General features: G+C 31.9%; 23 protein-coding genes, 1 rRNA gene and 3 other annotated features. Of the genes, 20 read left to right on the plus strand and 4 right to left on the minus strand.

Features of this window, described 5'->3' with window-relative positions; genetic code table 11:
- Positions 1–7: 7 nt before the first annotated feature.
- The 14 genes from BN2409_RS02830 to BN2409_RS02895 all read left to right on the plus strand — a co-directional run bounded on the left by BN2409_RS02830 (position 8) and on the right by BN2409_RS02895 (position 10,842).
- Positions 8–583 carry a BMC domain-containing protein gene (locus BN2409_RS02830; protein ID WP_053955145.1) on the plus strand — a complete coding sequence of 192 codons (576 nt, stop codon included), beginning with the start codon at positions 8–10 and terminating at the stop codon, positions 581–583.
- Complete coding sequence (locus tag BN2409_RS02835; protein ID WP_053955146.1) at positions 584–2,035, plus strand: acetaldehyde dehydrogenase (acetylating); 1,452 nt, start codon at positions 584–586, stop codon at positions 2,033–2,035.
- Positions 2,036–2,068: 33 nt separating this feature from the next.
- Entirely contained in the window at positions 2,069–2,353 is a 285-nt protein-coding gene (gene eutM, locus BN2409_RS02840; RefSeq protein ID WP_053955147.1) for an ethanolamine utilization microcompartment protein EutM, read from the plus strand.
- Positions 2,354–2,407: 54 nt separating this feature from the next.
- Positions 2,408–3,160: a cobalamin adenosyltransferase gene (locus tag BN2409_RS02845; RefSeq protein ID WP_053955148.1), complete on the plus strand. Its 753-nt coding sequence runs from the start codon at positions 2,408–2,410 to the stop codon at positions 3,158–3,160.
- 13 nt (positions 3,161–3,173) lie between these two features.
- On the plus strand, positions 3,174–3,794 hold the full coding sequence (gene pduL, locus BN2409_RS02850) for a phosphate propanoyltransferase (RefSeq protein WP_053955149.1): 621 nt from the start codon (positions 3,174–3,176) through the stop codon (positions 3,792–3,794).
- An 18-nt stretch (positions 3,795–3,812) separates the two neighbouring features.
- Positions 3,813–4,634 carry an ethanolamine utilization protein EutJ gene (gene eutJ, locus BN2409_RS02855; protein WP_053955150.1) on the plus strand — a complete coding sequence of 274 codons (822 nt, stop codon included), beginning with the start codon at positions 3,813–3,815 and terminating at the stop codon, positions 4,632–4,634.
- Between the two features lie 12 nt (positions 4,635–4,646).
- The gene (locus tag BN2409_RS02860; RefSeq protein WP_053955151.1) at positions 4,647–5,315 is read left to right on the plus strand and encodes a hypothetical protein; all 669 of its coding nucleotides are present in this window, start codon (positions 4,647–4,649) and stop codon (positions 5,313–5,315) included.
- Between the two features lie 14 nt (positions 5,316–5,329).
- A complete protein-coding gene (locus BN2409_RS02865; protein ID WP_053955152.1) occupies positions 5,330–5,602 on the plus strand; it encodes a EutN/CcmL family microcompartment protein in 273 nt (90 codons plus the stop codon).
- A gap of 25 nt (positions 5,603–5,627) precedes the next feature.
- The gene (locus BN2409_RS02870) at positions 5,628–5,915 is read left to right on the plus strand and encodes a hypothetical protein (protein ID WP_053955153.1); all 288 of its coding nucleotides are present in this window, start codon (positions 5,628–5,630) and stop codon (positions 5,913–5,915) included.
- Complete coding sequence (eutH, locus tag BN2409_RS02875) at positions 5,905–7,002, plus strand: ethanolamine utilization protein EutH (protein WP_053955154.1); 1,098 nt, start codon at positions 5,905–5,907, stop codon at positions 7,000–7,002. Before BN2409_RS02870 ends, eutH begins: the two co-directional genes overlap by 11 nt.
- Before the next feature lie 18 nt (positions 7,003–7,020).
- The gene (locus BN2409_RS02880) at positions 7,021–7,479 is read left to right on the plus strand and encodes a cupin domain-containing protein (RefSeq protein WP_053955155.1); all 459 of its coding nucleotides are present in this window, start codon (positions 7,021–7,023) and stop codon (positions 7,477–7,479) included.
- A gap of 308 nt (positions 7,480–7,787) precedes the next feature.
- Positions 7,788–8,942, plus strand: coding sequence for a 1-propanol dehydrogenase PduQ (locus BN2409_RS02885; RefSeq protein WP_053955156.1), 1,155 nt, complete (start codon positions 7,788–7,790; stop codon positions 8,940–8,942).
- Between the two features lie 52 nt (positions 8,943–8,994).
- Positions 8,995–9,199 (plus strand) — a binding site (T-box leader).
- A gap of 43 nt (positions 9,200–9,242) precedes the next feature.
- Positions 9,243–10,238, plus strand: coding sequence for a tryptophan--tRNA ligase (gene trpS, locus BN2409_RS02890; protein ID WP_053955157.1), 996 nt, complete (start codon positions 9,243–9,245; stop codon positions 10,236–10,238).
- 34 nt (positions 10,239–10,272) lie between these two features.
- Entirely contained in the window at positions 10,273–10,842 is a 570-nt protein-coding gene (locus BN2409_RS02895) for a flavodoxin family protein (protein WP_053955158.1), read from the plus strand.
- A 22-nt stretch (positions 10,843–10,864) separates the two neighbouring features.
- On the opposite strand, the gene pdxT is transcribed toward BN2409_RS02895, so the two are convergent.
- Both pdxT and pdxS read right to left on the minus strand, forming a co-directional pair.
- Positions 10,865–11,434, minus strand: coding sequence for a pyridoxal 5'-phosphate synthase glutaminase subunit PdxT (gene pdxT, locus BN2409_RS02900; RefSeq protein WP_053955159.1), 570 nt, complete (start codon positions 11,432–11,434; stop codon positions 10,865–10,867).
- Between the two features lies 1 nt (position 11,435).
- The gene (gene pdxS, locus BN2409_RS02905) at positions 11,436–12,314 is read right to left on the minus strand and encodes a pyridoxal 5'-phosphate synthase lyase subunit PdxS (protein WP_110942909.1); all 879 of its coding nucleotides are present in this window, start codon (positions 12,312–12,314) and stop codon (positions 11,436–11,438) included.
- A 315-nt stretch (positions 12,315–12,629) separates the two neighbouring features.
- Here pdxS and BN2409_RS02910 point away from each other — a divergent pair, with 315 nt between their 5' ends.
- Together BN2409_RS02910 and BN2409_RS02915 are read left to right on the plus strand one after the other, a co-directional pair.
- On the plus strand, positions 12,630–12,833 hold the full coding sequence (locus BN2409_RS02910) for a cold-shock protein (RefSeq protein ID WP_053955160.1): 204 nt from the start codon (positions 12,630–12,632) through the stop codon (positions 12,831–12,833).
- Positions 12,834–12,910: 77 nt separating this feature from the next.
- Positions 12,911–13,504: a YdcF family protein gene (locus tag BN2409_RS02915; protein ID WP_053955161.1), complete on the plus strand. Its 594-nt coding sequence runs from the start codon at positions 12,911–12,913 to the stop codon at positions 13,502–13,504.
- 2 nt (positions 13,505–13,506) lie between these two features.
- On the opposite strand, the gene BN2409_RS02920 is transcribed toward BN2409_RS02915, so the two are convergent.
- Positions 13,507–14,559: a tetraprenyl-beta-curcumene synthase family protein gene (locus BN2409_RS02920; protein WP_053955162.1), complete on the minus strand. Its 1,053-nt coding sequence runs from the start codon at positions 14,557–14,559 to the stop codon at positions 13,507–13,509.
- Positions 14,560–14,671: 112 nt separating this feature from the next.
- Here BN2409_RS02920 and BN2409_RS02925 point away from each other — a divergent pair, with 112 nt between their 5' ends.
- The 3 genes from BN2409_RS02925 to nifJ all read left to right on the plus strand — a co-directional run bounded on the left by BN2409_RS02925 (position 14,672) and on the right by nifJ (position 19,580).
- The gene (locus BN2409_RS02925; protein WP_053955163.1) at positions 14,672–15,247 is read left to right on the plus strand and encodes a uracil-DNA glycosylase; all 576 of its coding nucleotides are present in this window, start codon (positions 14,672–14,674) and stop codon (positions 15,245–15,247) included.
- Positions 15,234–15,800 (plus strand): uracil-DNA glycosylase, encoded by a 567-nt coding sequence (locus BN2409_RS02930; protein WP_110942911.1) that lies wholly within the window; start codon positions 15,234–15,236, stop codon positions 15,798–15,800. The genes BN2409_RS02925 and BN2409_RS02930 overlap by 14 nt, the downstream gene beginning before the upstream one ends.
- Before the next feature lie 252 nt (positions 15,801–16,052).
- Positions 16,053–19,580, plus strand: coding sequence for a pyruvate:ferredoxin (flavodoxin) oxidoreductase (gene nifJ, locus BN2409_RS02935; protein ID WP_053955165.1), 3,528 nt, complete (start codon positions 16,053–16,055; stop codon positions 19,578–19,580).
- A 22-nt stretch (positions 19,581–19,602) separates the two neighbouring features.
- On the opposite strand, the gene BN2409_RS16700 is transcribed toward nifJ, so the two are convergent.
- Positions 19,603–19,770 carry a CDIF630_02480 family spore surface protein gene (locus BN2409_RS16700; RefSeq protein ID WP_110942912.1) on the minus strand — a complete coding sequence of 56 codons (168 nt, stop codon included), beginning with the start codon at positions 19,768–19,770 and terminating at the stop codon, positions 19,603–19,605.
- A 776-nt stretch (positions 19,771–20,546) separates the two neighbouring features.
- Positions 20,547–21,753: a sequence feature (mutual gap in cmsearch alignment for this rRNA model is longer than 100), on the plus strand.
- Positions 21,445–21,599: a sequence feature (23S ribosomal RNA rRNA prediction is too short), on the plus strand. Its footprint overlaps the feature before it by 155 nt.
- Between BN2409_RS16700 and rrf the strand changes: the two genes are divergently transcribed.
- Positions 21,654–21,753 (plus strand): 5S ribosomal RNA (rrf, locus tag BN2409_RS02940); the annotation flags it as partial.

A 21,753-nucleotide genomic window follows, 5' to 3' on the forward strand; every position in this document is an offset into this window, starting at 1 on the left:
TATAAATATGGGACAAGCATTAGGTTTTATAGAAACCTACGGATATATTGGAGCTATTGAGGCATTAGATACATGTTTAAAGTCTGCAGAGGTAGAGGTTGTTGATTGCCAGTTAGTTACAGGGGGTTTAGTCACCATTATTATTAAAGGAAATATAAGCGCAGTAAAAGCAGCTATTGATGCAGGGGCAGTTGCAGCAGATAGAGTAGGAGATGTTGTAGGAATAAATGTTATTGCAAGAGCAGGAGATGGTCTTGAAAAAATTATTTATTCTCCTCAAAATGTAGAAAAAGTAAAGGATACAAAAGAAGAAGAAAATAAAATTAATTTAAAAAAAGAGAATGATATCAAAAAAGTTCATGAAGAAGCTATGGATATAAAAGCTAAAGAAAAATCAATTGTTTATAAAGGTAAAAAAATAGAAAAAAGTAATTTCCAAATATTACAGGAAATGAAAGTAGTAGAGTTAAGGAGATTAGCAAGACAAATAGAAGGACTCAATATAGATAAAAAGCAAATAAAATTTGCAAAGAAAGATGAACTCATAGAAGTTATAACTAAATATTTTGAGGAGGTGGAATAGATGGTGATTGAAGATAAAGACCTACAATCTATTCAAGAAGTAAGAAATTTAATAAAAAAAGCCAAAGAAGCACAACGGGAATTTGAAAAATTCAGCCCTCAAAGAATTGATGAAATTATAAAAGAAATGGCAAAAGTTGTTTCAAGAGAGTCAGAAACTTTAGCAAAGATGGCTGTAGAAGAAACAGGCTTTGGAAAATGGCAAGATAAAGTAATGAAAAACAAGTTGGCTAGTGAAAAGTTATATGAATATATAAAAGATATGAAAACTTTAGGTATTATTCATGAGGATCATGAAAAGAAAATAGTAGAGATTGGTACTCCAGTAGGTATTATTGCGGGGCTCATTCCATCTACCAATCCAACTTCAACTACAATTTATAAAGCAATTATTGCACTAAAGGCAGGAAATGCAATTATATTTAGTCCTCACCCAAGTGCATTAAAATGTATAAAAAAGACAGTTGAAATACTTCAAAAAACAGCAGTAGAAATGGGTGCTCCACAAGGTTTAATAGGATGTATTAGTATTCCTACTATAGAGGGAACGAATGAGTTGATGAAGCATAAAGATGTTGCTTTAATTTTAGCAACAGGTGGATCTGCAATGGTAAAAGCAGCATATAGCTCAGGAACACCTGCATTAGGAGTTGGACCTGGAAATACACCAACTTATATAGAAAAAAGTGCAGATATAGAACTTGCCATTAAGAGAATCATTGCAAGTAAAACTTTTGATAATGGAACAATATGTGCATCAGAGCAATCCATTATTACAGATGAGTGCATTAAAGACAAAGTGAAAGAAGAGTTAATCAAAAGAGGTGGATATTTCCTTACAGGAGAAAAACTTAAAAAAGTTGTAACTATTATGGAAAGACCAACTGGAGGAATGAATCCTAAGATTGTGGGTAAATCACCACAAGATATTGCCAAAATAGCAGGTATTGAAATTCCTCTTGGCACAAAATTACTACTGTGTGAAGAAAAAGGAATAGGAAAAAATTATCCTTTTTCTAAGGAAAAGCTAACAACTCTTCTTGGATTTTATACAGTAAAGGATTGGAAAGAAGCTTGTGAAATTTCTTATCAACTATTAGAAAATGAAGGAATTGGACATACATTAGCTATTCATTCTAGTAATGAAGAAATTATCAGAGAGTTTGCTTTAAGAAAACCTGTATCAAGATTTTTAGTAAATACTCCAGCTTCTCAAGGCGGAACAGGACTAAGTACAAATCTAGCACCAGCACTTACTTTAGGTTGTGGGGCAGTAGGAGGAAGTGCTACATCAGATAATGTAACTCCTATGAACTTGATTAATATAAGAAGAATGGCTTATGGAGTAGATGACTTAGGTATACAAAATGAAGTACAAGATGAAATGAAAGGTGTAGATATAGAGTATATTAAAAAATTGGTATTAGAACAATTAAAAGATATTGTAAAATAATAAAAATATAAAAATAAAAGGGAGGAATTATAAATGGCAAGTATGAATGCATTAGGAATGATTGAAACAAAAGGATTAGTAGGAGCAGTAGAAGCAGCAGATGCAATGGTAAAAGCAGCAAATGTTACTTTGATAGGAAAAGTACAAGTTGGTGGAGGATTAGTAACTGTTATGGTAAGAGGAGATGTAGGAGCAGTAAAAGCAGCAACAGATGCAGGTGCAGCAGCGGCAGAAAGAGTTGGAGACTTAATTTCTGTTCACGTAATTCCAAGACCACATGGAGAGGTAGAAACAATCCTTCCTAAAATACAAGAATAATTAAAAACCCGGACTTATTAAGTCCGGGTAAACTTAACAAAAGGAAGTGAGCAAATGAAGGTATTAACAGAGGCTACTCTTCGTGCAACATTTAAAAATAAATTTCCTTCACAGTATTATATAGATCAAGATATAATTATTACCCCTTCTGCAAAACAATATCTCAAAGAAAAAAAAGTTGAATTGATTATAGGTAAAAAAGAAGAAGAAATCAAAAAAAATGTATATGAACCTCTTAAAATACCAGATGAAAGAATTATACCGAAATATAAATCTTTTGTAGGTGGAGCATTTGAAAAAAAACCTGAACATATGACACAGCTTTATAAAAATATATTAGTAGCTAAAGATCATCCAAGAATTATTTTAAGAGGAAAATTAGATAGTTTTCAATCCCAAATTCTTGAACTTCAAGTTTTTGCTCATCAAAAAAAGATGGATCAACTTCTTAATGAATTAAATGAAATTTTAAATTTTGCAAGAGAGATTTTAAAAGCAGAAGTTTTAGAAGAAACTTTAAAAGAATTCAATCTTTTAGGACTAAGTCCAGAAGAATTAAGAGATCAGTCTCATCAACCCAAAAAATATTTTGGGATAGATCATATTTTTCCAAGTTATGAGATGGGAGAGATGTTGATAAAATTGAATACTTTAAGAAGTAGTTCAAGAGAAGTGGAAATTGCAGCTATCAAAGCTTTTAAAAGAGAATATGAAGTAGATAGATTAGATATTATAAAAGCTTTAAATCGTCTAAGTAGTGTTATTTATATTATGATGTGTAAATTTAAGGCTGGATTATATCAGTAAAAGAGGTGTAAAAATGCAAGATCAATTGGTACAAAAAATTGTAAAACAGGTGATAGAGAAATTACAACAAAAAAAGGATATTCCAGTTGAAGTATCTGCAAGACATGTCCATTTGAGTCAAGAGCATATGAAAATATTATTTAAAGATGAATTAAAAAAGAAAAAAGATTTATCTCAACCAGGTCAATTTCAGTATGAAGAAAGAGTCACATTAATAGGACCTAAAGGTGTAATGAAAGGAGTTTCTATATTAGGACCTGCAAGAGATAAAACTCAAGTAGAAATATCAAAAGCAGATGCAAGAACATTAGGAGTCAATCCTCCTGTAAGAGAATCAGGCAAACTAGACTCTAGTGATTCTATTTATATAGCAACAGATCAAGCAGTAATGAAAGCAGAAGAATCTGTAATTGTAGCACAAAGACATATTCATATGAATAAAGAAGATGCGAAAAACTTTGGTGTAGAAGATAGACAGCTTGTAAGTGTGAGAGTAAAAGGTGAAAGACCTATTATTTTTGAAGATGTATTAATCAGAGTGAGTGAAAAGTATCATCTAAGTATGCATATTGATGTAGATGAAGCAAATGCATTAGGATATAAAAATGGAATCAATGGAGAAATAATGAGATAAGAAGGGAGAAAATTTTATATGCATTTTCAAAATGCAGATCTTTTGATTAAGCAAGTTGAAGAAAGTATTCATAAAACAAAACCCTTTCAAAATAAAGATCAATTACTTGTAGGAGTAGACTTAGGTACAGCATATATTGTTTTAGTTGTATTAGATAAACAAAAAAATCCTATTGCTTGTGAGATGGAATTTGCTCAAGTATTAAAAGATGGATTAGTTGTAGATTATATGGGAGCATGTCAAATTGTAAAAAAACTTAAGGAACGATTAGAAGAAAGAATAGGAGTAGAACTAACTAAGGCAGCTATTGCAGTTCCACCAGGAACTACTGAAAATGACTGTAAAACTCATAAATATGTAGTAGAAGGTTCAGGAATGGAAGTAACAGCAGTTTTAGATGAACCTACTGCTGCAAATGCTGTCTTAGAAATAGAAAATGGGGTCATTGTAGATATTGGAGGAGGAACAACAGGTCTTTCTATATTAAAAGATAAAGAAGTTATTTATACAGCAGATGAAGCTACAGGGGGGACCCATTTATCTTTAGTCATATCAGGAAATTATAAAATACCTTTTGAGGAAGCAGAAGAACTCAAAAAAGACATAACGAAGCAAAAAGAAATTTTTACAATTGTTCGTCCCGTCATTCAGAAAATGGCAACCATCGTAAAAAAACATATTCAGTCATTTGAAGTAGATAATATTTATCTAGTAGGGGGGACTTGTTGTTTAGAAGGGATTGAGGAGGTATTTGAAAAGGAGATAGGAATCTCTACTCACAAACCATATAATCCTTTCTTGGTGACACCTTTAGGAATTGCTATGAATTGTACAAGCTAAGGGGGTGAACCTATGGATACACAAGATTTGATTCAATTAATAGCACAAGAAGTAATAAAGAAATTAGGAGAATTAGATATAGAAAAAAATAGACCAGAAAAAATTCTCATTGCAGATAATAGATCTATTGAAAATGAAAAATTATATGAAAAGCTGGTTCCTATATGGAAAAATACAAAATTTATAGATCATTTTTCATATGAAGGCTGTAAGAATTTAGATTATATTATTATTCCAAATCTTTATAATAAAGATCTGGCAAGAATTGCACTAGGTATAGACGAAGGAGAAGTCGCTAGTGTAGTAATAGAAGGTATTTTACATGGGAAAAAAATTATTGTTTTAGAAGACGGTATTTATTATAGAAAATTTGAAGATTCTTTTAATCCTCATTTCTATAATTTATTGAGAAGCTATGAAAAAAGCCTCATAGATTTTGATATAGAAATTATAAAAGAGGAAAACCTTTTTCATTTTCTAAAAAATCAAGAAAAAAGTAAAAAAGAGAATATAAGGATAAAGAATAAAATCAATAAAAAAGTAGTTACTCAAGTAGATATTGAAAAATTATATAATAAAGGATTTCAAACCATATATATAAATGAAAAATCTATTCTATCACCCCTTGCACAAGATTATATTCGTATGGAAAAAATAGATATCCTTAGAGAACAAGGGTAGGAAGGAAGAAATATATGATTATAGGAAAAGTAGTAGGAAATGTATGGGCTACAAAAAAAGAAGAAGGTCTTGAAGGACTCAAACTTCTTGTGATTCAACCTATAGATTATTGCACAAAACAAACTATGCCTACCTTTGTAGCAGTAGATAGTGTAGGTGCTGGAATTAGTGATATTGTTTTAGTAGTAAGGGGAAGCTCTGCAAGATATGCAGCCAATAGATCTGATGCACCGATTGATTCTACAGTGGTAGGTATTGTAGATGAAGTGGAAGTAGACAAAAATTGATAAAGGGTTTGAAGGATGTGAAAATATGGCTAAAAAATTAATTACCAAAAACAATGTAAATCAATATGTATGTGAAAATAAGATTTATTTAGATAAAGATATGCTTTTATCACCTGGAGTAAAAGATATTTTAAGAGATAAAAATATTATGATTATATATGAACAAAAAAAAGAGAGAATAGATATGAAAAATTCTATAAGTCATATCCTTTTAGAGGATTATCATGTAAAAGATGATAAAACGAGAGATGCCATTCTTCAAAAAGTACTGGATAAAATAAATAATGAAAAGGGGGAACAAAATGAATATTAATGAAGTTATTGTATATATCATGGTGATTTTTATGGTATTAGGAGCCATTGATAAAATTTTAGAAAATAGATTTGGTTTAGGAGAAAAATTTGAAGAAGGTATTATGGCAATGGGATCTTTAGCTGTAGCCATGGTAGGAGTTGTTTCTTTAGCTCCTGTTCTTGCAAAGGTTTTAAAACCTATTGTTATTCCAGTATATTCAAAATTAGGAGCAGATCCGGCTATGTTTGCAACCACTTTATTAGCCAATGATATGGGAGGATACCCCCTAGCGATAGAGCTTGCACAGAGTCCAGATGCAGGTCTTTTTGCAGGATTGATTCTAGGTTCTATGATGGGTCCTACAATTGTATTTACTATTCCAGTAGCTTTAGGAATTATTAAAAAAGAGGATCACAAATTTTTAGCAACAGGCATATTAGCTGGAATGATAACTATTCCCATTGGATGCTTAGTAGGAGGATTAGTGGCAGGATTTGAAATTTCAATGATTGTTAGTAATCTTGTCCCTATTATAATTGTAGCTTGTATTTTAGCATTAGGTCTTTGGATCATACCACAAATAATGATCAAAGCATTTACTATTTTTGGGAAATTGGTAGTAGCAGTGATTACGATTGGACTTGCAGCTATTACAATTGAAACATTAACAGGAATTGTAGTCATTCCTGGAATGGCACCTGTAACAGAAGGAATTCAAATTGTAGGGTCTATTGCATTGATGCTTGCAGGGGCATTTCCTATGGTGTATGTTATTACAAAAGTATTTAACAAACCATTGATAGGGCTTGGAAAAGTTTTGGGAATGGGAGAAGTTGCAGCAGCAGGAATGGTTGCTACTCTGGCTAATAATATTCCTATGTTTGGGCTTATGAAAGATATGGATGATAGAGGAAAAATTATAAATATTGCTTTTGCAGTCAGTGCTTCCTTTGTATTTGGAGATCACCTTGGGTTTACTGCAGGAGTTAACCAAGATATGATTTTTCCAATGGTTGTAGGAAAGCTTGTTGGAGGAATTACAGCAGTTATGTTAGCTATGGTGATTTCAAATAAAACTATGACTAAAAAAGAATCAGTAGAATAGAAGAAAGTAGGTGTTTTGATGAATATAAATGAAAAAATATTAGAGGAAATTATTAAAAAAGTGATTCAAGAACAAATGAAAAACAATGAAGAAACATTTCAAAAATATGTAGATGATAGTGGTGTTATATCTATAAAAGCAGATACGGTTGAGTGTAAAAGATTTGATACTGGAAAAGAAGAAGATCAAGTATATCTTACAGATGTATTGAGTCTACAAGAAAGTCCTAGATTAGGATGCGGGATGATGGAAATGAAAGAAACTACTTTTGATTGGACTCTTCAATATGACGAAGTAGATTATATTATTGAAGGAAGTTTAGAAATTATCATAGATGGAAGAAAAGTGGTAGGAAATAAAGGAGATATTTTATTTATACCTAAGGGATCTAGTATTCAATTTAGTGCTCCCAATCACGCAAGATTTATGTATGTAACTTATCCTGCAAATTGGGAAGAGATAGCAAAATCAAAATAAAATCAAAAGAAAACTGTATGTATGATACAGTTTTCTGATTCTAAACTTGTAGACAAAGTCATAAAAAATGTCACTAAATTTTCAAATTTGGAAAATATATAAAAACGATTGAAAATAGCATTACAAACTCGCTATGCTCAAACAGTGTAATGCTAAGCATTTTCTCACTTATTCTATATTTTCACAAATTCTCAATAACTGTTCCTAATTTTTATGACTTTGCTAAAATATAGTTTGTCAATAGTCTGAGAAAACTGTATGTACGATACAGTTTTCTTTTATAGCTTATAAAATAGGAGGAAAACATCATGGGAATATTTCAAACAAAGACTAAAATTTATTATGGAAATGATCCTTTAAGATACTTTGATGAAATGCAACAAAAAAAAGTGTTAATTGTTACAGATCCATTTATGATAAAATTTAAGTTGGTTCAAAAAGTAACGGATATATTAGAAGAAAGAAATATAGATTATACAATTTTTAATGAAGTAGAACCAAATCCATCTGTAGAAACTGTAACAAAGGGTCTTTATAAAATGATTGAGGCAAGACCTGAAGCTATTATCTCTATAGGAGGAGGATCAGCTATAGATGTAGCAAAAGCTATGATTTATTTTCATTTAAAGGTACAAGAAAATTTAGTGGATGATAAAAATATGCAAAAGCCACTATTTATAGCTATTCCTACTACCAGTGGAACAGGTTCTGAGGTAACAGCTTTTTCTGTAGTGACAGATACAAAAGAGCATACGAAAATAGCTCTTGTAGATGATATGATGATTCCAGATATAGCCATATTAGATTCTCAGTTTACAAAAAGTGTTCCTCCTTCTGTTACAGCAGATACAGGAATGGATGTACTGACTCATGCCTTAGAAGCATATGTAGCAAAAAATGCTTCAGACTTTACACAAATATATGCAATAAAAGCTATACAAACTGTATTTAAATATCTTTTGAGGGCTTATTCAAATGGAGAAAATTTAAAAGCAAGAGAGAAAATGCATTTTGCTTCTTGTATGGCAGGGATTGCATTTACCAATGCTGGATTAGGAATCAATCATAGTCTTGCTCATGCTTTTGGAGGAGCTTTTTCATTATCTCATGGAAAAGCAAATGCTATTTTATTACCTTATGTGATTGCTTATCATGCAGCTTGTGATGAGGAGTGTGCACAAAAGTATACAGAAATATCAAGAGCTTTAGATTTACCTTCTGAAAATACAAAAGAAGGAGTAATAAGTTTAATTGAAATGATTAAAATATTTAATGAAAGAATGATGATTCCTATAAAAATTAATGAATTGGGAATAAAATATGAAGTATTCAAGGAAAAACAAATGCAAATAATAGAATATGCTATGGAAGATATATGTACTACTACAAATCCTAAAATACCTACGAAAGAAGATTTGATAAATATTTTAGAGAGAGCGTATAAAGGAGATATTATTCTATAAAAAAATTGAATAAAATTTTAAAAAAGGATATAATAACGTATATATAAATATACAAAAAGCATTGAAAAAGAGTAGTAAGTATAAAAACGGTTATAGCGATTTGGGGATGGTGAGAGCCCAAAACTATTTTTTATACTGAATGGACTTTTGAGTGTAAATCTGAAATGAGTAGGATTTAACGGATGCTTCCACGTTAAGGAAGAAAGAGGACACGAGTCAATTAGAGTGGTACCGCGGGATAAAATCTCGTCTCTATTTTAGAGACGGGATTTTTTGTATATTGAAAGAGGAGGAAATCATATGGATAAAAAAGTTATATTTAGTGGGGCACAACCTTCAGGAAAATTAACTCTTGGAAATTATTTAGGAGCTTTAAAAAATTGGGAAGGACTTCAAGACGATTATGATTGTTATTATTGTATTGTAGATTTACATGCTATTACAGTTCCTCAAGAGCCTAAGGAGTTAAGAAAAAATTCACTAGAGGCATTGGCACAATATTTAGCATGTGGACTAGATCCACAAAAGAGTACTATATTTATTCAATCCCATGTAAGTGCTCATATAGAGCTGGCGTGGGTACTTAATTCTATTTCTTATATGGGTGAGTTAGGAAGAATGACTCAATTTAAAGAAAAATCTCAAAAAAGTGAAGCCAATTTAAATGCAGCTTTATTTACTTATCCAGTGTTGATGGCTTCAGATATTTTACTTTATCAAACAGATTTAGTTCCAGTAGGAGAAGATCAAAAACAACATTTAGAATTGGCTCGAAATTTAGCCCAAAGATTTAATAATAAATATAGTGATACATTTAAAGTTCCAGAACCTTATATCCCTAAAGTTGGAGCAAGAATTATGAGCCTTCAAGAACCTGATAAGAAAATGTCTAAATCTGATAAAAATGAAAATGGCTATATTTTATTAATAGATGAATCTGATGCGATTTTAAGAAAAGTAAAAAGATCAGTAACAGATTCATTAGGAATTGTAAAGTATTCAGATGAACAACTAGGAATAAAAAACCTTTTAAATATATATGCTAAAATGTCAGGAAAAACAATAGAAGAAATAGAAAAGATGTATGAAGGAAAAGGATATGGTGACTTTAAAAATGATACAGCAGAAGTAATCATAGAGGGACTTAGACCAATCCGAGAAAAATACCAAGATCTTTTAAAAAATAAAGATTATCTTGAAGAAATATATGTACAAGGTGCACAAAAAGCACAAAAAGCTTCACTAAAAACATTAAGAAAAGTTTATAAAAAAGTAGGATTTATTCCCGGGAAATAATTATAAAGATATAATAAGGTAAAGGAGGATAATTATGAAAATTTCTATTATCTTTCATAGTGTGTGTGGGAATACTTATTTAATGGCAAAAGCTTTTTATAATAGCTTAAAACAAATAGGAAAAGATGTATATCTGTATAGAGTATATGATGAAGATTTAGAAAAGCTATCTCATCAATTTCCAGTAGCTTCTGAATACTATAAAGAAATTGTAAATACTCCTATTGCTACACCAGAAACTTTATTAGAAAGTGATCATGTAATTTTAGGAAGTCCTACCTATTTTGGAAATGTATCAGCAGAAATGAAAGCTTATATGGATAGTATGTCTATTTATTGGGTAGAAGCAAAGCTTTCAGGAAAAAGATTAACAGCATTTGCATCAGCAAGTACTCCTTTTGGAGGAGGAGAAGCTTGTCTACAGGCGATCAATACCTTTGGACAACATATGGGTATGATTTCTATTTCTGTACCTTCTAATTTAATACCTACAATTAGTATGTCTGCTTATGGAATCATACACTATTCAGGACCTATGGGAGATCAAAGGCCAAATAAAGATACATTAAAAGTAATAGATGAATATGTGAAAAAGTTTTTTTAAAAAGATAAGCTCCAAAAGGAGCCTATCTTTTTTTTATCATATTTAAAAAGTATTGATGCATTCTAAAGTCATCTGTAAGCTCTGGATGAAATGAAGTGACCAAAATATTATTTTGTTTGGCTGCTACAATTTTTTCATCTACTTTTCCTAATATTTCTACGTCTCTTCCTACTTCATCAATATAAGGAGCTCTTATAAAAACCATAGGGAAAGGTTTTTCGATTCCTTTTATTTTTTCATGGATACAAAAGCTCCCGAGTTGTCTTCCATATCCATTTCTAATTACAGTAATATCTATAAGAGGCATGTGGATTCTATCATCATTTAAAATTTTTTTTGCTAGAAGAATCATTCCTGCACAAGTTCCCCATACAGGAAGACCTTCTTTAATTTTTTCTTCTAAAGATGATTTTATATGAAATGCATCTAAAAGTTTACCAATCGAAGTGCTTTCTCCGCCAGGAATAATTAAAGCATTAATCTTTTCTAAATCTTCTTTATTTTTTACTAAAATAGAGTTTACATTTAATTTTTTGAATATGTTTGCATGTTCAATAAATGCCCCTTGTAGGGCTAATATCCCTACAATCATGTTACCAACCTCTTTTAGATAACTTCATATCCTCAGATAAGCTTTGTACAGATATACCACTCATTGCTTCTCCTAAGTCTTCAGATAATTGTGCAAGGATTATAGGGTCATTATAGTGTGTTACGGCTTTTACAATAGCTTCTGCTCTTTTTTTAGGGTTTCCTGATTTAAATATTCCTGAACCAACAAATACACCATCACAGCCTAATTGCATCATTAAAGCTGCATCAGCAGGAGTTGCAATTCCACCAGCAGCAAAGTTTACTACAGGTAGTTTTCCATTTTTATGAACATATTGAATCAAATCATATGGAGCTCCTAACTCTTTTGATATATTCATTAATTCTTCTTCTCCCATGCCAACTATTTTTCTAATTTGAGAGGTCATTGTTCTCATGTGCTTTACAGCTTCTACCACATCTCCTGTTCCTGCTTCTCCTTTTGTACGAATCATAGAAGCTCCTTCTCCTATTCTTCGTAGAGCTTCACCAATATTTCTTGCTCCACAAACAAAAGGTGCTTTAAATTTTGTTTTATCAATATGATAGATATCATCTGCTGGAGTAAGTACTTCGCTTTCATCAATAAAATCTATTTCTATAGCTTCAAGAATTTGTGCTTCTACAAAATGACCGATTCTAACCTTTGCCATCACAGGAATAGAAACAGCCTTTTGAATTTTTTTAATCATTTGAGGATCTGACATTCTAGCAATTCCGCCATCACGTCTAATATCTGCTGGCACTCTTTCAAGTGCCATTACTGCACAAGCTCCTGCTTGTTCTGCAATTTTAGCTTGCTCTTCGTTGGTAACATCCATGATAACGCCACCTTTAAGCATTTGAGCTAAATTTTTATTCAAATTATATCTGTTTTCCACCACAATCCCTCCTAAAAGTTTAATTGTATTGATTATGTTTCATATTATTTCATAAAACGAAACAAAAATCAATACTTTTACAGTACAATATTTTAATATAACACAACAATATAGGTACAATTAATATTTTTATTCATTAAAATCTTTTTAAAATAGTATATTGTAGTATGATCGATACTCTCATAAAATACATAATATTCCATTTAAAGTTATAAAAAATGAAGAATATTATAAATTTTAAATTGACATAATAAGAGATAGATGGTATTCTAAAGAAGTAAAAATAAAAATTTAAATGTTTTGGAGGATTTTTTAATGAAAACAGGCGTAGTTAAATGGTTTAACAGTGAAAAAGGGTTTGGATTTATTTCTGTAGAGGGAGAAGATGATGTATTCGTACATTTCTCAGCAATCCAAGGAGACGGATTCAAAACTTTAGAAGAAGGACAAAAAGTTGAATTTGAAGTAGTTGACGGTGACAGAGGACCTCAAGCTGCTAATGTAGTTAAAGTATTCTAATATGTAAACTACAATCAAAACCTTGGATGAAGTTCCAAGGTTTTTTTAATATTAAATATTTTTAAAGGATGAAATTTATGAAAAAGACAATAGGAAAATGGAGAAAAGAAATGAAAGTTATTTTTGTGATTTGGCTCATTTCTTTTTTTATTGTGCAAGGATTTATTCTAAGTGATGCCAAATTAGATCCAATGGATCAAATTAATTATATTGTTGTGTTAGGAGCAGGATTAAAGGGAGAAACTTTATCTCAGACATTATTTTATAGAATGAGTAAAGCCTTGGAGTATCTACACAAATATCCAAATGCAAAGATTGTAGTGAGTGGAGGACAAGGTAAAGGAGAAGATATTAGTGAAGCAGAAGGTATGAAAAGATTTTTAATAGATAAAGGAATTGATGAAAATAGAATTATAAAAGAAGATCAATCTACCAATACATTAGAAAATATAAAGTTTTCAAAAAATATTCTACATAAAATAGAAAAAAAGGAAATTAATGAATTTGTTATTATTACCAATGGATTTCATTTATACAGAGCAAAATTATTAGCAAGAAGAAATGGAATTATTCCTCATGGAATACCTTGTAAAACTGAAATTTATCAATTACCCAAATATTATTTAAGAGAGTATTTTGCAGTTATAAAATCATGGATTTTTGATAAGTAAACCTATATAATTTTTTGTTTTCTTAAAAGTTTACAAGATTGATAAAGAATTTTTGTATGCAAGGAACTACTTTTTATAATATTTTTTGTGATCTCTTTTTCTTGTTTTGTTTTAGGATCAGAAAGATACATAGCAATGAGCCCTTCTATAATGGATATATGAAAGAGTGGATTTTTAAGATATTGTGCTTTTTTATATGAATTTTTCAAAAAGTATATTATTCTATCTCTTTTCTCATCTTCATTTTCATAAAAAGATACAAAGTTTAGATCTCCTGAGATGTTGTCTTCGTTTTGGTCAATAAAATAATCAAGTAAAATATGAAAACCACAAATCCAAGGGAAATATGCATCTATTGTAGCATCAATTGTACTTATATCAAGATTTTTATCTTTTGCTAAGGTACAAAGCAGGAATATACATAAAGTAGATCCTGATGCTGCTGAAAATTCCCAAGTAGATAAATCTTGATATTTACATAAATAAGGTTGCGACCAATCTTTCATTTTTTCTTCTCGTTTTGATAAAGAGATATGTTTATAGCTTTGCATTTGACTATATAGTGTTCCAAGATATAAAACTCTTTCTTCAATTAAAGAATAGGAAGGAAGAGTTTTTATATAGGATTTACAGATGTGTACTAAAGAAAATAAATATCCTCCATCATTTTTATATGGATATTCCTTATAATAATCATAAAAATATTCATCAGGTCTTAATGCATCTAAAATAGCTTGATGAAGAGTGTAGAAGGCTTTTTTATCTTCTATACCTGCTCTATCACAAAGATTGTCTAAATAGTCACTAATAGTTTGTAGGGCTACGATAAATTTGATAAGATCTTTGTCGATTTTATTTTTATATAAGCTGTAAATACAACCTCCTTGAGCATGAAAGGATTTTTTTTGTATACTGTCTACAGCTTGTCTGCAAAGTATAGGATCAGGTATTTTTTGTGCGTAATCTTTCCAATAGAAAAGTTCATTTTTTACTTGAGGAAATACCTCTTTTACAAATTTATAAATTAATTTTGATTGATAGATTGATTTTTTCATAGGATCACTCTCCGTAGGTTGTTATCCTATTTTAGACAAAGAAGCAGGAATTTATGCTATTGTGTATAATTATATGAAAAGAAGAATCATATTATAATCAGGAGAGATTTCCATGTATACATTAGAAGAAGTAAAAGCATTTACTTATGGATGTAGAAAATGTAAATTATATAAAACAAGAACGAAAGTAGTATTTGGTCAAGGGAGCCCGTATGCGGATATTTTATTTATAGGAGAAGGGCCAGGATATCATGAAGATCAGCAGGGGAAGGCTTTTATAGGTCCAGCAGGAGAATTGCTTACAAAGGCTATAGAAGGTATTGGAATGAAAAGAGACGAGGTTTATATTGCAAATATTGTAAAATGCAGGCCTCCAAATAATAGAAATCCTCAAGATGATGAAATGAAAAGGTGTATACCTTATTTAAGATGGCAGGTAAAAATCATAAATCCAAAAATAATTGTGTGTCTTGGCTCTATTTCTGCAAAAAATATTATAGATCCAGATTTAAGAATTACAAAAGAAAGAGGAAAATGGTACTTCAAAAAAGGTATATGGATTATGCCTACCTTTCATCCTTCTGCTGTCCTTCGTGATGAGCTTAAAAAAAGACCATTTTGGGAAGACTTTAAGGAAATTCATAAAAAATGGGAAGAATTAAAAGGAGATCATGATGAAAAAAGATAAACTAAATTTATTAGAGGAAGAATGTATAAAGATAAGTACAGATCCTATTGTATTTGGAGAAGGAAATGTAGATGCTAAAATTATTCTTGTAGGAGAAGCTCCTGGAGCAAAAGAGGTGGAGATTGGAAGACCCTTTGTAGGGGCCGCTGGTAAAAATTTAGACCAGTTTTTAGAAATATTAAAATTAAATAGAGATGATTTATATATTACAAATGTAGTAAAAATAAGACCTTATAAAGTCAATGAAAAAACAGGGAGAAAATCAAATAGACCACCTAGTAAAGAAGAAATAGAAAAATATGAAGAATATCTTTTTGATGAAATTAAAATCATTCAACCTAAAATTATTGTAACATTAGGAAATGTCCCTTTAAAAACTTTATTAAAAGATAAAAAGGCAACTATTGGACAAAAGCATGGGAATCCCATAGATCAAGGAGAATATTTTATCTTTCCACTTTATCATCCTGCATCTATTATATATAGAAGAGAATTAAAAGAGGTATATGTAGAAGATTTATACAAACTTAAAGATTTTAAGCTGAGTCTGTAGACAAAGTCATAAAATTCGTAAATCCATAGTGCCAACGAAATTTTTTCATTTCATTTAAGATTTTCGTTGCTTAAACAACGTCACCAATTGTTCTTTATTTTTATGACCGTGCTAAAATATAGTTTGTATTTAGTTCGAGCCTAGGCATTTTGCCTAGGCTTTTTCTGTGAAAATAAATAAATGATGTATGAGAATGAGTAAAAATCAAAATAATAAAGAAGAGAAAATATAAAAACCAAAGGAGGGTATAAAATGGCAAAGAAAATGAAAACAATGGATGGAAATGAAGCTGCAGCTTATATATCTTATGCTTTTACAGAAGTAGCAACCATCTATCCTATTACTCCTTCTTCTCCTATGGCAGAAAAAGTAGATGAATGGGCTGCTCATGGAAGAAAAAATTTGTTTGGACAAACAGTAAGAGTATCTGAACTTCAATCAGAAGCAGGAGCAGCAGGGGCTATGCATGGTTCCTTACAAGGAGGAGCTTTAACTACTACTTATACAGCATCTCAAGGACTTTTGCTTATGATTCCCAATATGTATAAAATGGCAGGAGAGTTGCTTCCAGGAGTATTTCATGTAAGTGCAAGAGCATTAGCCTCCCATGCTTTATCTATATTTGGGGATCATCAAGATGTGATGGCCACTAGACAAACAGGTTTTGCTCTTTTATCTTCAAATAGTGTACAAGAAGCAATGGATTTAGGTGGAATTGCCCATCTTGCCGCTATAAAATCTAAGGTACCTTTTTTGCATTTTTTTGATGGATTTAGAACTTCTCATGAGATTCAAAAGATTGAGATGATTGATTATGAAGATTTTAGAAGATTATTAGATATGGGTGCAGTAAAAGAATTTAGAGATCGTTCATTAAATCCTGAAAGGCCTGTTCTTAGAGGAACTGCTCAAAATCCAGATATTTATTTTCAAGAAAGAGAAGCATCAAATGTATTTTATGAAAAGGTACCGGATATTGTAGCAGATTATATGAAGCAAATTAGTGATATTACAGGAAGAAAATACAAACCATTTGACTATTATGGACATAAAGATGCGGAGTATGTAGTTGTAGCTATGGGATCTGTTTGTGAGACTATAGAAGAAACAGTAGATTATTTGATTCAAAGAGGAGAAAAAGTAGGACTGATTAAAGTAAGACTATATAGACCTTTTTCAGAAAAATATTTCTTTGAAGCGATGCCAGAAAGTGTAAAGCGTATTGCTGTATTAGATCGCACAAAAGAACCGGGAGCAGTAGGAGAACCACTATATGAAGATGTAAGAAGTCTTTTTTATGATAAAGAGAATGCTCCTTTGATTATAGGAGGAAGATATGGACTAGGACAAAAAGATACTAGACCTTCCCAAATTATAGCTGTTTTTAACAACTTAAAAAAATATATACCTAAAAATCAATTCACTATTGGTATTATAGATGATGTAACTTATACGTCTCTTCCAGAAGAAGATATTGTAGAGACTACGCCTGAGGGAACCATTCAATGTAAATTTTGGGGTCTTGGATCAGATGGAACTGTAGGAGCCAATAAAATGGCTATTAAAATAATAGGAGATCGTACAGATCTTTATGCACAAGGATATTTTTCATATGATAGTAAAAAGTCTGGAGGAACTACTATTTCCCATTTAAGATTTGGAAAAAATCCAATAAAATCTACTTATCTTGTATATGAAGCAGACTTTATAGCTTGTCATAATAGATCCTATTTGTATCATTATGATTTGTTAAAAGGAATAAAAAATGGTGGAACATTTGTTTTAAATTGTCCTTGGAATCAAGATGAATTAGAAGATAAAATTCCAGGATCTATAAAAAGAGAGATTGCAAATAAAAATATTAAATTTTATGTAATTGATGCTGTAAAAGTAGCTAGAGATATAGGACTTGGTGGAAGAATCAATATGATTATGCAGTCTGCGTTTTTTAAACTTGCCAATGTAATTCCTATTGAAGATGCAGTAAAATATTTAAAAGAATCTGTAGTAAGTATGTATGGTAAAAAAGGTGAAAGAATAGTTAAAATGAATCACGATGCTATTGATTTAGGAATCCAAAATTTAATTGAAATACATGTACCAGAAAGTTGGAAAAATGCACAAGATGAAGATATGATTATAAAAGATGAACCTAGGTTTGTAAAATGTATTCAAAGACCTATTGCAAGACATGAAGGAGATGAACTTCCTGTCAGTGCATTTAAGGATATGGAAGATGGAACTTTCCCACTTGGAACCACATCATATGAAAAAAGAGGAATTGCAGTAATGGTTCCACAGTGGCAAACAGATAATTGTATTCAATGTAATCAATGTGCTTATGTTTGTCCTCACGCTGTTATTAGACCGTTTCTTTTAAATGAAGAAGAAATGAAAAATAAACCTGAAACATTTGAAACAAAAAAAGCTGTAGGAAAAGGATTAGAAAACCTCCAATATCGTATTCAAATTACACCATTAGATTGTACAGGATGTGCAAATTGTGCAGATATATGTCCAGCTCCTCAAAAAGCATTAGTCATGGTAGATGCAGAAAAAGAAACCATAAGACAGGAAGAAAATTGGGAATATGCAATCAATAATATTTCTACAAAAGATTACTTAATGGATAAATACATGGTGAAAGGAAGTCAATTTGCAAAACCTTTACTAGAGTTTTCAGGAGCTTGTGCAGGATGTGGAGAGACTCCTTATTTAAAATTAGTAACCCAACTTTATGGAGACAGGATGGTAATCTCTAATGCAACAGGATGTTCTTCCATATGGGGAGGAAGTGCACCTTCTATTCCTTTTACAACGAACGATGAAGGAAAAGGGCCAGCATGGGGAAATTCATTATTTGAAGATAATGCAGAATATGGATATGGAATGTATTTAGGAATGAAACAAGTAAGAGAAAGATTAAAAGATTTGATTACGGAAGGTGTTCATTCTAATTTAGATGAAGAGTGCAAAGCTTGTATGAATGAGTATTTACAAAGTATAGATCATGTAGAAGAAAATAAAAAAGCTGCAAAGAAATTAATAGACACTCTAAAAAAACATGGACATGAAAATAAAATTGCAAGAGAAATATTAGAAAAGAAAGATTTCTTAATTAAAAAATCTGTATGGATTGTTGGTGGAGATGGATGGGCATATGATATTGGATATGGAGGATTAGATCATGTATTAGCATCAGGAGAAGATATCAATGTATTAGTATTTGATACAGAAGTTTATTCAAATACAGGTGGACAATCTTCAAAATCAACTCCTACAGCAGCTGTTGCTAAATTTGCAGCATCAGGTAAGAGGGTTAGAAAAAAAGACTTAGGTCTTATGGCAATGAGTTATGGATACGTATATGTAGCAAAAATCTCTATGGGTGCAAATATGAATCATACAATTAAAGCTATTCAAGAAGCAGAAAGCTATAAAGGACCTTCGTTGATTATTTGTTATGCTCCTTGTGTAAATCATGGTATCAAAACAGGAATGGGAACATCTATTGCCCAAGAAAAAAGAGCAGTAGATTCAGGGTATTGGCAACTTTATAGATTTGATCCTCGTATAAAAGAACAAGGAAAAAATCCATTTGTATTAGACTCTAAGGAACCTACAATACCTTTTAGAGAATTTATTGACAGTGAAATTCGTTATAGTCAACTCAAAAACATATTCCCAGAAGAAGCTGAAGAATTATTTGAAACAGCAGAAAAGCATTCAAAAGATACTTATGAAACTTATAAGCGTTTAGCTCAAATGAAATATGAATAAATCCTAGGGAGTTCCCTAGGATTTATTTCTCATTTATTTCTACCCATTCTTTTGCATTTTCTACTTCTATCTTGTTAGGAATGGGGACTAAAGATTCAGGTTTTAAATCTTCTATATTTGCCCAAGCAGCTGTTTTATGACTTTCAATAGGTCTAGCCATATTTTTTTCTTTGTATCTATTTTTTGCCATATGATCCCTCCTTATCTTTATTATTTTCTATAGTAAAGAAATCTATTACAAACAATATTGGAATGCATTCTAACAATTTCCTCGTTTAAATAAAAATATTATATTTAATGAATCATTTTGAATTTGTAAACAAAATCATTAAAAACGTTACTAAATTTTCAAATTTGGAAAATATATAGAAACGATCAAAAATAGCATTACAAACTCGCTATGCTCAAACAGTGTAATGCTAATGATTTTTTCACTTATTCTATATTTTCACAAATTCTCAATAATTGTTCCTTATTTTTAAGCAACGGAAATCTTGAATGAAATGAAAAGATTTCGTTGGCGCCATGAGCTTGTGAATTTTATGATTTTGTTCAAATATAATTTAGTAACATTCTAAAAAATATTATATTTAATGAATAATTTTTTATAAAATGAAACATTATATTACAAGGGGTGTAGCAATATAATAAAAAATATTTATTGAAAAAGGTTGACAGATAGAAAAGAAAATGATATAGTTGTACCTACACTTCGGAAATGGAGGTTTAAGTGAAAAGCTTGACAGTATTTCGAAGCTGTGCTAAGATAATAAATGTCGCTGAGAGAAAATGAAAAAAGTTCTTGACAGCGAACAAGAAAAATGATAAGATGGTTAAGCTGTCAAAACGACGGCTACTTAAAAAAGAGATTGACCTTTGAAAACTAAACAGCACAAGAAATGACAAGCAAAAACATGCAAAATGCCAAAATGATATTTTGAGCAAGAAGCACAAACCTCGAAGATTTTAATTGAGAGTTTGATCCTGGCTCAGGATGAACGCTGGCGGCGTGCCTAACACATGCAAGTCGAGCGAACAAATTTTTAGGAAGCCTTCGGGTGGAATAAAAAGGAGTTAGCGGCGGACGGGTGAGTAACGCGTGGGCAACCTGCCCTATACAGAGGGATAGCCTCGGGAAACCGGGATTAATACCTCATAAAACTCTAGTATGGCATCATATAGGAGTCAAAGATTTATCGGTATAGGATGGGCCCGCGTCTGATTAGCTAGTTGGTAAGGTAACGGCTTACCAAGGCAACGATCAGTAGCCGACCTGAGAGGGTGATCGGCCACATTGGAACTGAGACACGGTCCAAACTCCTACGGGAGGCAGCAGTGGGGAATATTGCACAATGGGCGCAAGCCTGATGCAGCAACGCCGCGTGAGTGATGAAGGCCTTCGGGTCGTAAAACTCTGTCCTAAGGGAAGAATAATGACGGTACCTTAGGAGGAAGCCCCGGCTAACTACGTGCCAGCAGCCGCGGTAATACGTAGGGGGCGAGCGTTATCCGGAATCACTGGGCGTAAAGGGTGCGTAGGCGGTCAGTAAAGTCTGGGGTGAAAGGCTACGGCTTAACCGTAGTAAGCCTTGGAAACTTACTGACTTGAGTGCAGGAGAGGAGAGCGGAATTCCTAGTGTAGCGGTGAAATGCGTAGATATTAGGAGGAACACCAGTGGCGAAGGCGGCTCTCTGGACTGTAACTGACGCTGAGGCACGAAAGCGTGGGTAGCGAACAGGATTAGATACCCTGGTAGTCCACGCCGTAAACGATGAGTGCTAGGTGTCGGGGGTTACCCCCCTCGGTGCCGCAGTTAACGCAATAAGCACTCCGCCTGGGGAGTACGGTCGCAAGACTGAAACTCAAAGGAATTGACGGGGACCCGCACAAGCAGCGGAGNCCTCCCTCAAGATGAGATTTCCCACTTTTTAAGGTAAGACCCCAGATAGACCATCTGGTTGATAGGCCTAGGGTGTAAGAGCAGCAATGTCTTTAGCTGATAGGTACTAATCGGTCGAGGACTTGACCAGATTTTGCATTGTTTAATTTTGAAGGTACATTTATGTATCACATCTAGTGACAATAGCGAGGAGGCTACACCTGTTCCCATATCGAACACAGAAGTTAAGCTCCTCAGCGCTGATGGTACTTGGGCGGTAGCGCCCTGGGAGA

The sequence above is a fragment of the Inediibacterium massiliense genome, from assembly GCF_001282725.1.
In the GTDB taxonomy this organism is placed as follows: Bacteria; Bacillota; Clostridia; order Peptostreptococcales; family Thermotaleaceae; genus Anaerophilus; species Anaerophilus massiliensis.